The following is a 13657-nucleotide window of genomic DNA, read 5'->3' on the forward strand; positions in this document are numbered from 1 at the left end:
CGTCTCGTATGCGAATTGGTCGCGTTATCCGTGTTTTCCCTGAGAAAAAGTTTGGTTTTATTGAAACCGACAATTTACGCGAGGATGTCTTCTTTCATTTTTCGACCGTCGAAGAAGGGGTTCGGGCCGATTATTGGGAGTTCGGGCAAGAAGTTGAATTCGAGCTGGACGAACTGAAACGCATGGAAGGCGAACAATTGCGAGCTACGCTCGTACGTCTTTCCGACCGCCCACAAGAAGTAAAAATTGAAGAAGGCGTTCTCAACTCTTTCTCGCACAAGCACCACCCCCGCGCCAGGCAACGCAAGCCATCCTGGCGGGGTGAAAAAGGAAAACAGGACTAGCGAGTCGATGGTGTGGACGTCGATCCACCTTCAACCACACGCAGTTGATCGACAATCGTTTGATCGCGATGCAAGGCCGCTTGGTCAATACCATCGCCATCAAAGTCGCCGATCACGTATTGTCCAACTTCTGACTCCAGTTCAAATACGCGGTCGGTAACGTCTTCAATTCCATTGTGGTTGGAATCCACAATCAATTTGTTGCCGCGAATGACTGCGATTTCATCGATGCCGTCGCCATCGAAGTCGCCCACTACGGGCACATCGCCAGGGCGTCCAAATTGGAACAAGTCGTCGGTTTCGCGGTTCCATCTGCCGTCGCCGTTGCGGTCGATGCGCCAGGTTCCGTCTCGGAAAACGCCTACGGTGGAGATGCCGTCACCGTTAAAGTCACCAGCGATAGGCTTATCGCCACGTACCCCATGACGGAAAGTGTGATCGATCACGTCAGTACGTCCAGGGCCTTCAGTGCCACGTTGTAACCAACGCTCACGCTGCTTGTTTGCGACCTCTTCCTGAGGAATGTTCTTCGGACGACGCTGCAGTTGGTTTTCAGAATCTGGCAGACCGGACTCTCGTTCGATAGCCTCATCATCGCCCGCCCATTGTGGGCCGAAGACGCCGATGTCATCCTTGCCATCTCCATCCCAATCGCCGATGACGGGAAGGTCACCTTTCTCGCCAAGCTTGACCCACATGTCTTGATCGTCCCAGCGGCCATTGCCATTGATATCGATCAGCCATTCGCCTTCCAGGTAGAGGGCTAGTTGATCAACGCCATCGCCGTTGAAATCGCCCGCCAGCGGAATCGCATTTGGGACATCAAATGCATTGCGCGAGACCAATCGCATTTTATTGGATTCTGTTGACACGAACGACCAGTTCGAATCCTTCATCTTCGCCACCTTCCAGTGGTACACATCCAGCATGCTTGCCACGTCGGCCAGTTGTGCTTTGTTGATAAGTTTCGCGTTTAGACTACCGCGAGGTGTCCCCGCATTGATGATGCTCAAGTGCCACGTATATTCCGCTGACGCCATACCCGCGATCAAGAGATCTGGAAGATAGCCTGGAGGCAGAGCGGGCGGAATCTGCAGGATTGCTTGTGGAAAAAGCGCTGGCGAGTAAGGTGGCACAATGAGCGGAGGCGGTGGATTGCTGATCGGCGGAATCGGAACTGGAGGCGTATTCTTGACGATCAAGACTTCCGAGAAATTGTTCTCAATAGAACGCTGGCCGGGTTGTACGGTAATCAGCAAGATGGCATCGCCACGCGGATCAGTCGCTTCATCAAGAGCGAGGAACGAAAGTAAAGCTGCTGCTTGAGGATCATTAGCGATGTCTTCCGCATTGACGGTGATACCACCTGTCGAGCCTGCGGTGTCCAGTCCATCGACATAGCCGTCAGGTTGGATCTGATAGACGCTATAAACACCACCTCGCAAGCCGGTGAACTCAAAGTAGCCATTGGCGTCGGTGGTTACGCGGATGCGGTCGCCGCTGTAAACACCTGGCAGCGTGTTTTCAATGGGGAATGGCTGGCCATTGATTAATCGCAGCTCCAACACCACGTTTGCAATCGGGATATCGCTTGGTTTGCGGCTGCCATCGCGGAAGGGTCGAAGCGCGTCTGGAACTTCTCCCGTTTCATTGACCAGTGCTGGTCCATCCTGGAACACATAGCCTGAAATGGTCGCCGGTGGGACCTCGCAGAAATTGAGGTCTTCCAGCGATTCACCGCCTTGTAGATCGATATCGCTCAGTAAGTCTGCGACGCTGGTGTTGGCTCGGCCCGCAGGAGCGGTTTGACCGCCTTGAAAGAATCCATTCGGTTGAATCTGTCGAATGGTGTAGCGCCCGGGCTGAAGATTCTCGAATCGATAGTTCCCCTGGCTGTCGGTAATTCGAAACTCGATGACTTGCCCGGAACCATCTAGCAATTCAACACGCACCCCGGCAAGTGATTCTTCGTCGGGATCTTGAAAGCAATCGCCGTCTAAGTCGGCAAAGACCGTACCGCTCAACGATGCAGGCAGGACCTCGCAAAAGTTGTAGTCGACCAGGTCAGCACCACCAAGGATGTCGATCGAGCTAATTAGGTCAACGATGGATGCATCGCCTCCGCCGCTACCGGCTCGTTGGCCGCCTTGGAAGTAGCCTTCCGGTTGGAACTGTCGGACCGAATACCGGCCGGGAGCCAGACCTGTAAATTCATACGAACCATCGGCACGAGTTCTCGTGGTTTGCAGCACAAAGCCATTGCTGTCGATCAGATCGACTCTTACGTTGGCGATGCCCGGTTCACCGGGTTGCACCAGGCAATCGCCGTTGCTATCGATGAAAACATAACCAGCGATTTGAGCGGGAGGGATTTCCGTAAAGTCGTAATCGGTCAGCACCGCGCCGCTATCGATTTGAAAGCCGCGGATGTAATCCAACTGCGATGTATCGCCGCCTCGACTGCCTGCATAGGTTGCCCCATTGAAGAAGCCTTCAGGTTGAACTTGATGCACGCTGTATTGCCCTGGACGAATATTAGTAAACTGGTACTCGCCGTTGGCATTGGTCGTAGTTGTTTGAATGATACTGCCGTTCGAATCCAGTAGATGGATCGTGACGCCACCCAATGGTCTTTCGACAGGCATATCAATCAAGTTGTTGTTGTTTACGTCGACTATCACGCGTCCGGAAAGAGTGGCAGGTCGAACTTCACCAAAATCATAATTGATGCCTGCTCGTCCGAACGGCAACTCAATTGAGCTGATCGTGTCATTGCCAGTAAGTACACCGACCTTTTGGCCATTGATTGTGCCCACGCTATCACGCCCGTCCAGATAGCCTGCAGGCTGGGTCTGACGCAGTTCGTAGACCCCCGGCCCAAGGAAGCTGAAGGAGTAAAAACCATTCGCATTGGTCGTCACGGTCTCGACTAGTTGTCCACTACTGTTGTAAAGATCGATGCGCACTCCAGACAGCAGCGGTTCGTTTGCTTGGCGGATACCATCATCGTTCAAGTCTTCAAAAACGTGTCCTGACAGTTGGGCGGGCGGTAGCTCGCAGAAATTGTAGTCTGTACCGGTTTGCCCCGGACGCAGTTCCACGGCGCGTATCTCGCTGGTGCCAAACACGGATCCCACAGCCGATCCATTGATCCGTCCGACCGATGCGCTGCCATCGATGACGCCAGCGGGAGTGACCTGTCGGATCTGATAGATGCCAGCAGGAAGGTTGTCGAACTTGTAAGCTCCTTGTGCATCTGTCTGAGTTGAAATAACAACAACACCGTTGATGTCAACCAACTGAACTGTTACGCCTGCCAATGGGGTCTTAGCGCCAGGCTCGGTCGAATCACAACTAAAGCCCGGATTCACCAGGCAAACAAACCCTGAAAGTGCGCTGGGCGGTAGTTCGCCGAAATTGAACTCAATTCCTTGCTCATTTCCGAACAGTTGTATTTCGTTGATAACATCGTTGACGATTGTTTGGCCACGTGTTTGGCCGTTTACACGACCAGCAGTGTCCTTACCGTCAAAGAACCCCGCGGGTTGCGTGACTTGAATCACGCGATAGCGGCCCGGCGGCAAATTGTTAAAACTGTATGCCCCGTTGGCGTTCGTCGTGGTGTTCCGAACAATGACCTCGCCAGTGATCGTGGAAATCGACTCCAAACGAATAGGCACCCCGCTGATGCCTGCTTCGCCGTTGTCACGATTTCCATCATCATCCAAATCTTGATAAACAAAACCGCTGATTGTCGTCGGTTGAGCTTCCGCAAAATTCAGTTCCGTCGCATGCAAATCGCCAAGTAGAATGTCGATTTGAGTCAGAACATCCGCGTTGGTTAAAACGGTGGAACCTACGCTAGCGCCGGTGTTGAGACGACCAGGAGTTGCGCCGACGCTGTAGTAGCCGTTAGGTTGAGTCTGACGGATCTCATAAGTCCCCGGCATGAGGTTGAGATCAATACCGAACTCATAACGTCCGTTATTGTCGGTTGTCGTGCGATGGCCCGTACTGATGAACAGGCTGCCTTCTTTGCGATACAACTCCAGGCTAACGCCGCCTAGTAACTGCTCACCTGCATCTCTTACAAGATTCAGGTTGTTGTCGACATAGACAATACCAGCGATCGAAATGGGCTTGGGGACCTGGGTGACACTAAACGCTGTGCCTGTCGTACGATCGCGCAGGCCATTGAAGTTGTCTTCCGGCAGTTGCAGGTTGCTACCCACCAAGTAGGAATCGTAACGATTCCAGAAGAGTGACTGCCCGTCGATATCTTGGTAGTGAGGCGCTTCGAAGTAAGCTTTAAATTTGCTCGATTGAAATTCAAGACCTGAGGTGATTGGATCGAAGCCGTCATTAATCACTGAGAGGTCGGTTTCATTCGGATCGTAAAATTCGACTTCATCGACGTCGATCTCAAAGACCAACAGGTCGCCAGCTTGAAAGTTCTCGAAGTGGAGTACAAGTAAAGTCGAGCCATCCTCGACCTGCGCGGTAACCTTGGCATTGGGATTGGCCGTTTCCAGTCGCACGATTTTAAAGGGGTGACTGTAGTCCGCCCCATAACCGGTAGGAAGCGTGTCAAAGAACACATCGCCCACACCAAAGCCAGGTTCGCGTTGGTCGCCATCAATAACAATCTTTTTTAGCGTGGTACCAGCAGCCCCGCCTGTGAAAGAGATGTAGAACGTGTCCGGATGTAGATCGCTTCCTTGGTCTTCTTCGATGTAGACTCCTCCAACCCAGATTGGGTCTACATTAAATAGATTGCGTTGCTCCATGCGTTCCAGTTGGCTGATACGATTGAGCGGAGCGCGTTTGCGAACGTCATGCCGCGTTGGCGTTGTCTGCTTCACTGCCGCAGGACGCACGATTACGTCATTGGCCACATCGTCGCGAATTGCCTTGCGAAGATTAAAGCTTGAACGCTTGCGATTTGAAAAAAGCGAAGGTAATCGCATCACTGTCGCACCTCCATGTGCGAAACGGAAACAGGAAAAGTTGTTTCAGGATCAATTCGTTGCTTCAAGAACACCTGAGTCCATGAATCTACCGTGAATTGGGTGTTGAATGAGCCGCGTTTCTTGCGAGCCGCGTTCAATCATGTTGTCGTCTAAGTTCCAAACTCGAATGGTGGTATCGAACCCGGCGGTGAATAAACGCTGCTGTTGATATAACAAAACAGCAACACTGCCGTCATGACCAACTAGGCGGTTTAAAGCTTTACCTGAGGAGGTATCAATAATTTGAACCGTATTGTCCGCACTTGCGATTGCCAAACGGTTGGGATTCAGGTGCTCTACCGCTAGCAGTTTGCCTGCGGATAATCGCATCGACAATTTGGTGTCGCCTGTTCTCCAATCTATGCAGTGGACGAAACGGTCTTCGCCGACGCTGCTAAGCGTGCGGCCATCTTCGCTTAAAGCCAGTGATCGCAGGCGACCGCGATGTACAGCGAATTCGTGGATCGTGCTAGCTTTCTCAACATCAATGACATGTACGATGCCATTGCGGCCTCCAGCGAAAAGGTGGCTGCTATCGGCCGAGAACAAGATTGCACGTTGATCACCACAGGTGCAACGGACTGGCCTGACTTGGTTGGTTGTCGAGAGTTTGCCAAGATAGATCTCGTGGCTGAAACCTCCTACTGCATAAGTGTCGTTGTCGGGCGAAAGCGTAAGGCAAGCCAGAGTATGCTCGCATTCAAACACGTTTTTTCTTGTGACACTTGGGCTTGGTGATTGAAGGTCCCACTCCCACCGATATAGCTTGCCATCATCGCCGCAACTGAGCAATTGCATGTCGCCGATTCCAGATTCGACAAACCTCAACTGTCGCACCCAGTCGCGATGGCCTTCTAGAACCGCGAGCGTTTGGCCCGTCCGCAAATCGATCCATCGAATCGCATGGTCATCGCCCGCAGCAGCCAAAGTCTCGGAAGCCTTGTGCAGCGCCATCGCAGTCACTACGGGACTGCGTGTCGAATTGGCCAGCGGTTCCAACTGGATGAGGCTGACTGCAGATTCCACGAGTTGGTTGGCGCTAGATGGCTGACTGATCGACGCGAACTTGACTAGGTCGTCTGCTAGTAGACTCAATTCACTAACCGGTGAAACCGCTACCGCGATACCAACAAGCATGAATGCGCGGCGAGAATTTTGCATGGCACAGTCCAATGACGACGATGGGAGAAAAACAACGGCCCATCGTCTTCATCGACATCCGGAAGCTTTGAGTTTAGGCAAACCTTTCCGATTGGTGAGACTTTTATAGTTAAGCTGAGAGGGCTGGCTCGTTTAAGCGGACCAGGAAGAGTTGGTAAGCCAATCCGCTTCGAAGTACATCTGAGAGCAGCCAAAGCGAGGGGCAAACATATCCATCGTGAAGTTTGTCTTTTTGGATGTTCGCTATTGAAATGGCCAGAGATCGCCCAAGACTTGCTTTTGGATCGCAGTAATTTCTCGGATCCCTTTTTTGGCGGAAACCAGCAATTGGCTTAGTTGCTCATCATCAAAGGTCGCTTCTTCGCCAGTACCTTGGATTTCAATAAAGCGACCTTGTCCGGTCATCACTACATTCATGTCGACGTCTGCAGCGGAATCTTGATCATAGTTCAGATCCAGCAAGACCTCGCCCTGAAGCAATCCAACACTAATGGCCGCGACGGAATCTACCAGCGGAAATGCATCGCGATTACTGGGTGGGAAAACTTCTGCCAAAGCGTCGACCATGGCGATGAATCCACCGCAAATGCTTGCTGTACGCGTGCCGCCATCGGCCTGCAGAACGTCACAATCAATCGTGAGGCTTCGTTCGCCCAAAAGATCTAGTTTGGCAATGGATCGAAGCGATCGTCCGATCAGTCGTTGAATCTCAATGGTTCTGCCATCGGTCTTGCCAGCTCGTTCTCGAGCTTTGCGAGGGGAAGTGCTGTGGGGCAGCATATTGTACTCGGCGGTAATCCAACCGCGTCCCGATCCGCTCATCCAGCCTGGAACTTGATCGCTCAGGCTGGCTGTACATAGAACAACTGTGTCCCCGCAGCGATACAGAACGCTGCCTGCGGAATGTTTGGTAAAATGACGTTGGACAGAGATAGGTCTAGTTTGCATCAGGCAAGTTCAGTCGTGGAGGAACGAAAGCGAGATCTTCTAAGGTAATCGATCATCGCATGGTTCGTCTACCACTGAGAGCCTGAAGCTCAAGTCACACTAAGCGCTCAGAGTTTGGAGGGCTTGATGATAAGGTATGAACTTTTGCTGTTCTGCATCCCAGACGTTCTGAGCGAAACAACCGTAAACATCTGACAATCGCAGGGTTGTAGAAGGCGGTTTTTGTAGCTCGGGTAGTCCCTTCATCGCTTCGGGAAGTCGATAAAAGGGAATCTTTGCATTCAGATGATGGATGTGGTGATAGCCGATGTAGCCAGTGAACCATTCCATGATCGGGTTCATCTTTAGATAGCTAGATGATTGCAAGGCGGCCGAGGTGTGCGTCCAGTCTTCACGCTTTTCAAGTTTGCAGCCGGGGAAGTTGTGCTGGGCATAAAACAAGTAAGAGCCTAATGCACAGGACAACAAGAGCGGAATCACGAAGCATAAAACAAAAGCGTCAATCCCAAGCATCAGGAACCCGGCTCCGACCGCCAGATGCATTACCAGTCCGACCGCTGCATCGAAGTGCATGCGAGGATTCGTCAACATGGCTTTGATGCACATACCACCCAAGAAAATAGTGAAGTAGCCTAAGCCAATTGTGAGTGGATGCCGAGAAGCCGCGTAGGCCCATCGTTCAAATCCAGTAGCCCGTTGATATTGTTCGACGGTCATGATCGGAAACGAGCCGATCGAATTCAGCGTCGTTTCTTTCGAGTTGTGTTTATGGTGATGATCGTGAGATCGGTTCCAGACGCTAGGCGGGCTGAGGACCAGCATGCCGTACAAATTCATCACCGATTTTGCGACCCAGGACTTGGTCAAGATCGCTCGATGTTGGAAGTCGTGGTAAAGAATAAACATGCGGACAATCAACAGACCGCTAAGAATACTAAGCGGAATGCGAATCCAAAGCGATAAATTCAGCGCGCACAGCAGTGTGACTGCACCGTACAACGCGAGAGTTGACCACAGCACCCACCAACTCTTGAAACGAATCTCGCTGGCGTAGGCCTTTGTCGCAATTAAAAGATCTTTCTCTGAACGCATCCAACGCGTCTCCTTACTGGCTAGCATTTCCATGGCTGAATGTCGTAGCAAGGAATTGCCATGCGTTCACGCATTCAACGTACGAAGCTATGGCGATTCAGGTTCAGCGAAGTTGCATTTTGCCACAACCCCAATACGCCAAACTTGCATAGAATACCCAATAAATTTTTTTTCTGGCATGCCGCTGCAAATCTTTGTTTGAACTTGCCTTCGTTCTCGAGACGGTTGAGTCCAAGTTGAGTGAAAGCGGAGGATTTCCATCTGAGCCGCTTATTCCTCCGAATTGTGAGGCAAGAATAACATTTCGAAGGAAGTTGCAAGATCGTGAAGTCTTCTCTTGACTTTCCCCTTCGAGCCGTAGATACTTGCCAAAGTTGGTGCTCGCATTTCTCAAGCAAGTTTTGATCTCTAGCCAGTTCTATTTTCCTGCGTGGTTGTTTTAGCGAGCGTTTTAAGTCTACACGCGATATTCTCAAAGCTTTGGTTTTAGGATTCGCCCTGGTAGCAGATTTTATGGTTTTGTTTCGCGAGCTTGCTTTGATTTGATTTTGCATGGGTTTTGGCTATCCATGACCCATGAGAGACGCAGTATCCTTGCATGCGCCGCGGGAAGTTTAGGTTTTTGTTGTGACAAATATTTATGTCGGAAATCTGTCGTTCCAAGCGACAGAAGGCGATTTACGTGATGCTTTCAGCCATTACGGTGAAGTTTCCAAAGTTAGTATCATCGTAGATCGAGATACCAATCGACCACGCGGTTTCGCATTCGTTGAAATGCCAAACTCTCAGGAAGCCCGATCAGCAATCGCTGGTCTTAATGGAACTTCGATCGCAGATCGTAACATCGCCTGCAACGAAGCACGCGAGCGTGAAAGTCGTCCATCCGGCGGTGGCGGTGGTAGCCGTTACGGTGGTGGCGGCGGCGGCGGCGGTGGAAGCCGTGGCGGCAGCGGCGGCGGCGGCGGACGTGGTTCGCGCTACTAAGCCTTGCCCGACACCCTTGGTCAGTTGATCGTAGGACCAACGACCTCCTTGTAGTAACGTAGCTGGATATTCCTTACGTAATTTTAGACAGTCCCCGTTTCCCAACGTGGACTGTTTTCGTTGGTACACTGTTTTCGTTGATACACTGTGCAATAAGTCTCATTGCGGGAAGAGAATTGATAGCGTGGTAGCAAAGGCACCACTCGATGCGTTACAATGTGGACGCTCCTTGGAGCACTGACTTGGTACCTCTGGTCAAACAAGGGAAATCGACAATTGAATGGATGGTGACTTAGTTCAAGAGCCAACCCAAATAGAGTTGTTGCATCTCGCCAAAGCTGGCGACTTTGACGCATTTCACAGCTTGATCCAGCAATTACAGCCCCGCGTCTATGGGCTTTGCTACCGCATGCTGCGCCAAGTCCAAGATGCCGAAGATGCAACGCAACAAACATTCGTCGCTCTGATAGAGCATCTTGAAAACTTTCGCGAGGAAGCTTCTCTGACGACTTGGGTACTCAAGATTGCAAGCAACAACGCGCTGAAGATTCTCAGGAAGAAACATGGTCTAAAAATGGCCGAAGTTGCTGGAGCCGAGGATCGATATGGCGATATACCTCATCCAGAATTTATCGCGCCTTGGCGTGATTCGGTGGACGAGATTGTCTCGCGTGCTGAAATTCAACAAGAAATTGATAAGGCGGTGTTGGACCTTGATGAAAAGTATCGGTCCGTCTTTTTGCTGCGTGATGTGGAAGGATTGTCGATTCGGGAAACTGCAGAAGCCCTCGATTTGACTGAGTCCACCGTTAAAGTTCGTTTGCTTCGCGCGAGACTCGCACTTCGCGAAGTCCTGACGCGACGGTTCGGGGATCCGGAGCAAGTTGTCGTCCCGGACCACAATCATTCCTGAAATTTTGTAACTTTCCCCGGCGGCATGGATCATAATAAAAACGTGACCATACGTAAGGAATCCAACAATGACCTGCGAAGAACTGCTAAAAGCTCTCAATGACTACGTAGATGGTGCGCAGCTCACGGAAATCTGTGATGAGTTTGCTGAGCATCTGGCGGGATGTAACCCATGCCAGATTGTGGTGGACAATATTCGCCAAACCATTTCGCTCTACAAGTCAGGTGTTCCTTACGATATGCCAAAGGAGTTCAAGGATCGATTACAGGCCAAATTGAGGGTAGAATGGGAACGGAAGTTCCGATCGAACCTTGATCAAAATGTACTTACCAGTGGAGACTGAGAAATGATTCGTGTTTTTTCGTTAGTAACATTATTAGGCTTGTCACTGATCGCACTGACGTACGCGCAAGCGAAAGAAAAGGGAGCTGAACTGCAGCACACTTCCGATTCCCTGCCTACCGTTAAGGAACGCGTGCAGGAGAAAAAAGCGGTGCTGGTTGATGTCCGTTCGATCCCAGAATGGAACGACGGACACATCAAGGATGCTATCTTTCTGCCATGGCGAGATTTGCAAGATACATTGACTGAAAAGGACGTTCTCGCGAAGATTCCCAAAGATGCAATCGTTTACACTTACTGTGCCGTAGGCTATCGCTCACTACGAGCTGGTAAAATCATCGCGGATTATGGTTTTGAAGTAAGGCCGCTCAAGCCAGGCTATGACGAACTGGTCAAGGCCGGTTTTCCAAGCGAAAAGAAGTAACAATCATAACATCGAAGCGCAACGCTCATCGCGTTTTATTGACATGTGGTTGCTTCTGGACGATCAGCGAAGCAATCGCATTCCCAACAGGCTTATCTTGCCCCGCCTAGATTCTCCGCTTCGCTGAAGTTCTGGCGAGTGAACTTAACGGTTCAAGAGCATTTGATTCTTTGTAACTTCTAGGCTTGTCGTGGGTCCAATCTTGTATACCGAACCCGCCCGCAACTCTTAGGAGCAAAAATATGAGCCACGCATTAGAAGTTTCACTTGCCAATTTTGAAGAAGAAGTCATCGAGTCCTCGGTCCCAGTCATTGTCGACTTTTACGCCGACTGGTGCGGACCGTGTCGTGCATTGGGACCAATTCTAGACCGTGTTGCTGCCAAGAACGCGGGAATTGCAAAAGTGGTCAAAGTTAATGTTGACCAAGAGCAGGACTTGGCTGGCCAGTTTAGCGTCTCGTCCATTCCGCACTTGGTTTTCATTCATAAGGGCGAAATTGTTGGTGAATCCACCGGGGTAGCCTCGGAGGCTGCATTGAACAACGCGATTGCACAACTGATCTCGGCCAACTAGAGGCGACATTTTTGTAATGATGCCAGTGACTTACTGTTTGCTGGACGCAGGCCAATCGCAACGGCTGCAACGACGCCGCGCGGATGTGTCGCCATTGCTGACACCGAAGTCTCGAAGAACTTGCTATAATGTTAGTCTCGCCGAGATTACTTTCTTACGCCTTCCACCAAGAGGTCCCGCCATGCGTTGTCTGCCTACTGCTTTTCTTCTTCTGTCTGCATTGCTAACTAGTCACTCTACAATCTGCGCCGACGAAGATGGGAAAGTTCGAGTGATTGTATTCGGTGCTCATCCTGACGATGCGGAGTACAAGGCAGGCGGGGTCGGCGCAATGTGGGCCAAAGCAGGTCATCATGTGAAGCTAGTCTCGGTAACCAACGGTGACATTGGACATTGGCAAATGGCGGGTGGCCCGCTCGCTCAGCGACGCACAGCAGAATCGAATGAAGTTGCAAAACGCCTTGGCGTCACTTACGAAGTACTGGACATACACGATGGAGAATTGCTTCCCACGTTAGAAAATCGCAAGCTGATCACGAAGACGATTCGTGAGTGGAACGCGGATGTTGTGATATGTCATCGACCTTGGGACTATCATCCTGACCATCGCTATGTCGGCGTGCTAGTGCAAGACGCCGCTTATATGGTTGCCGTCCCCTTCTTTTGTCCCGATGTGAAGCCACTCGATAAAAACCCTGTCTTCTTGTACTCCAGCGATCGTTTTCGCAAGCCCTACCCCTTTCAAGCAGATATCACTGTTGGCATCGATGATGTATTTGAACAAAAGGTCGATGCGTTGCTGGCTCTTGAATCACAAACGTTCGAAGGCGGGGCACTGGGAAGCGAAGCTTTCATGAAAAGTAATCCCGCAGCAAACGACCCAGAAGCACGCCGCAAATGGCTCTGGTCGCGGTGGAACAACCGCCAAACCAGCGAAGCGAACCTTTATCGCTCGTCCCTAGAGAAATGGTACGGTAAAGACGCCGCGGCAAAGATCACCTACGCTGAAGCTTTCGAGATCTGCGAATTTGGACATCAACCAACGGACGACGAAATTCGTAAGCTGTTCCCTTTCTTTCCAGCAACTAATTAAGGCTCGGCTTTCGGCGGTGCCAATTCGCGGCGGATGCGGCGAAGAATCCGACTGCGAAGTTGTCTGACTGCGACGGTGGTCATCCCAAACTCGATGGCCACTTGATCGGTAGGCCAACCGTCCATTGCGGAACGCACAAAGGCTTGCCACGTTCGAGGTTCGCAGTCATTCGCAATCCGCTTTAAGATTTGCTGCAAGTCGCTGCGAAATTCGCTCGGTCCATGGGCCGAATGACTTGCGTTGCTAGAGTCCGAATCCAGTTGTGCGGGAACATCCGCTAAACGGCCAAGCATGGTTGAGCCACCGATTCCAATCGGCGATCGAACTTGCTGCCGACGGTAATCAACGATTCGACGCTGCAAAATGCGCCACATCCAGGCTCGGAATGCCCCTCGTCCTACCGAAGACGAGAAATGTGGCAGCGATTTGGATACCGACATCCAAAGTTCTTGCAGGATGTCATGGGCAGCGGCTTCATCCAAACCAGAGGTTCGGCACAACGCTACCAAACGGGGTTGATAGCAAGCTACCAAGCGTTCCCAAGCCACTGGATTGCCAGCCCGAACACCTTCCACTAGCGAAGGTCGTGTGCCCGTGGATGATGTCATGTCAGGCCTCGGCTGATATGGTGGTTCGGAGTTTTTAGGCGTGGGCATCTAGCAACTCAAAAAAATCGAATTTGGTGTCACGTCCAAAACGACTCTCTATTAAGCGGCATTCTGGAAAGCTCGATTTTACGCCGTCTCGACACGTATTCCAATCATCTACAGGA

General features: G+C 51.2%; 12 protein-coding genes. 7 read left to right on the forward strand and 5 right to left on the reverse strand.

Going from position 1 to position 13657, the window contains the following annotated elements; all coding sequences use genetic code 11:
* Nucleotides 1-8: 8 nt before the first annotated feature.
* A complete protein-coding gene (locus SH302x_RS03795) occupies nucleotides 9-344 on the forward strand; it encodes a cold-shock protein (protein WP_479367419.1) in 336 nt (111 codons plus the stop codon).
* On the opposite strand, the gene SH302x_RS03800 is transcribed toward SH302x_RS03795, so the two are convergent.
* The 4 genes from SH302x_RS03800 to SH302x_RS03815 all read right to left on the reverse strand — a co-directional run bounded on the left by SH302x_RS03800 (nucleotide 341) and on the right by SH302x_RS03815 (nucleotide 8554).
* A complete protein-coding gene (locus SH302x_RS03800; RefSeq protein ID WP_479369235.1) occupies nucleotides 341-5311 on the reverse strand; it encodes an SdrD B-like domain-containing protein in 4971 nt (1656 codons plus the stop codon). The two genes, SH302x_RS03795 and SH302x_RS03800, sit on opposite strands and share 4 nt — an antisense overlap.
* Before the next feature lie 51 nt (nucleotides 5312-5362).
* Nucleotides 5363-6514: a WD40 repeat domain-containing protein gene (locus tag SH302x_RS03805; RefSeq protein WP_479367420.1), complete on the reverse strand. Its 1152-nt coding sequence runs from the start codon at nucleotides 6512-6514 to the stop codon at nucleotides 5363-5365.
* 243 nt (nucleotides 6515-6757) lie between these two features.
* Nucleotides 6758-7462, reverse strand: coding sequence for a ribonuclease PH (gene rph / locus SH302x_RS03810; RefSeq protein ID WP_479367421.1), 705 nt, complete (start codon nucleotides 7460-7462; stop codon nucleotides 6758-6760).
* 99 nt (nucleotides 7463-7561) lie between these two features.
* Nucleotides 7562-8554, reverse strand: coding sequence for a fatty acid desaturase family protein (locus SH302x_RS03815; RefSeq protein ID WP_479367422.1), 993 nt, complete (start codon nucleotides 8552-8554; stop codon nucleotides 7562-7564).
* A 627-nt stretch (nucleotides 8555-9181) separates the two neighbouring features.
* Here SH302x_RS03815 and rbp point away from each other — a divergent pair.
* The 6 genes from rbp to SH302x_RS03845 all read left to right on the forward strand — a co-directional run bounded on the left by rbp (nucleotide 9182) and on the right by SH302x_RS03845 (nucleotide 12885).
* Nucleotides 9182-9538: an RNA-binding regulator gene (rbp, locus tag SH302x_RS03820; RefSeq protein WP_479367423.1), complete on the forward strand. Its 357-nt coding sequence runs from the start codon at nucleotides 9182-9184 to the stop codon at nucleotides 9536-9538.
* Between the two features lie 280 nt (nucleotides 9539-9818).
* A complete protein-coding gene (locus SH302x_RS03825; protein ID WP_479367424.1) occupies nucleotides 9819-10451 on the forward strand; it encodes an RNA polymerase sigma factor in 633 nt (210 codons plus the stop codon).
* 67 nt (nucleotides 10452-10518) lie between these two features.
* Nucleotides 10519-10794, forward strand: a complete 276-nt coding sequence (locus tag SH302x_RS03830) for an anti-sigma factor family protein (protein WP_479367425.1) — start codon at nucleotides 10519-10521, stop codon at nucleotides 10792-10794.
* A gap of 3 nt (nucleotides 10795-10797) precedes the next feature.
* Nucleotides 10798-11217 carry a rhodanese-like domain-containing protein gene (locus SH302x_RS03835; RefSeq protein ID WP_479367426.1) on the forward strand — a complete coding sequence of 140 codons (420 nt, stop codon included), beginning with the start codon at nucleotides 10798-10800 and terminating at the stop codon, nucleotides 11215-11217.
* Between the two features lie 242 nt (nucleotides 11218-11459).
* The gene (gene trxA, locus SH302x_RS03840; RefSeq protein WP_479367427.1) at nucleotides 11460-11792 is read left to right on the forward strand and encodes a thioredoxin; all 333 of its coding nucleotides are present in this window, start codon (nucleotides 11460-11462) and stop codon (nucleotides 11790-11792) included.
* A gap of 181 nt (nucleotides 11793-11973) precedes the next feature.
* Nucleotides 11974-12885, forward strand: coding sequence for a PIG-L deacetylase family protein (locus SH302x_RS03845; RefSeq protein ID WP_479367428.1), 912 nt, complete (start codon nucleotides 11974-11976; stop codon nucleotides 12883-12885).
* On the opposite strand, the gene SH302x_RS03850 is transcribed toward SH302x_RS03845, so the two are convergent.
* The gene (locus SH302x_RS03850) at nucleotides 12882-13493 is read right to left on the reverse strand and encodes an RNA polymerase sigma factor (protein WP_479367429.1); all 612 of its coding nucleotides are present in this window, start codon (nucleotides 13491-13493) and stop codon (nucleotides 12882-12884) included. The two genes, SH302x_RS03845 and SH302x_RS03850, sit on opposite strands and share 4 nt — an antisense overlap.
* Nucleotides 13494-13657 lie beyond the last annotated feature (164 nt).

Source organism: Njordella calcicola (assembly GCF_056494125.1).

Excerpts from the sequence above, each read along its gene's own strand:
- SH302x_RS03825 (WP_479367424.1), top strand. The coding sequence starts at position 9,819 with ATGGATGGTGACTTAGTTCAAGAGCCAACCCAAATAGAGTTGTTGCAT.
- SH302x_RS03845 (WP_479367428.1), top strand. The coding sequence starts at position 11,974 with ATGCGTTGTCTGCCTACTGCTTTTCTTCTTCTGTCTGCATTGCTAACT.
- SH302x_RS03835 (WP_479367426.1), top strand. The coding sequence starts at position 10,798 with ATGATTCGTGTTTTTTCGTTAGTAACATTATTAGGCTTGTCACTGATC.
- SH302x_RS03805 (WP_479367420.1), bottom strand. The coding sequence starts at position 6,514 with ATGCAAAATTCTCGCCGCGCATTCATGCTTGTTGGTATCGCGGTAGCG.
- SH302x_RS03800 (WP_479369235.1), bottom strand. The coding sequence starts at position 5,311 with ATGCGATTACCTTCGCTTTTTTCAAATCGCAAGCGTTCAAGCTTTAAT.
- SH302x_RS03815 (WP_479367422.1), bottom strand. The coding sequence starts at position 8,554 with ATGCGTTCAGAGAAAGATCTTTTAATTGCGACAAAGGCCTACGCCAGC.
- SH302x_RS03830 (WP_479367425.1), top strand. The coding sequence starts at position 10,519 with ATGACCTGCGAAGAACTGCTAAAAGCTCTCAATGACTACGTAGATGGT.
- SH302x_RS03850 (WP_479367429.1), bottom strand. The coding sequence starts at position 13,493 with ATGACATCATCCACGGGCACACGACCTTCGCTAGTGGAAGGTGTTCGG.
- trxA (WP_479367427.1), top strand. The coding sequence starts at position 11,460 with ATGAGCCACGCATTAGAAGTTTCACTTGCCAATTTTGAAGAAGAAGTC.
- SH302x_RS03795 (WP_479367419.1), top strand. The coding sequence starts at position 9 with ATGCGAATTGGTCGCGTTATCCGTGTTTTCCCTGAGAAAAAGTTTGGT.
- rph (WP_479367421.1), bottom strand. The coding sequence starts at position 7,462 with ATGCAAACTAGACCTATCTCTGTCCAACGTCATTTTACCAAACATTCC.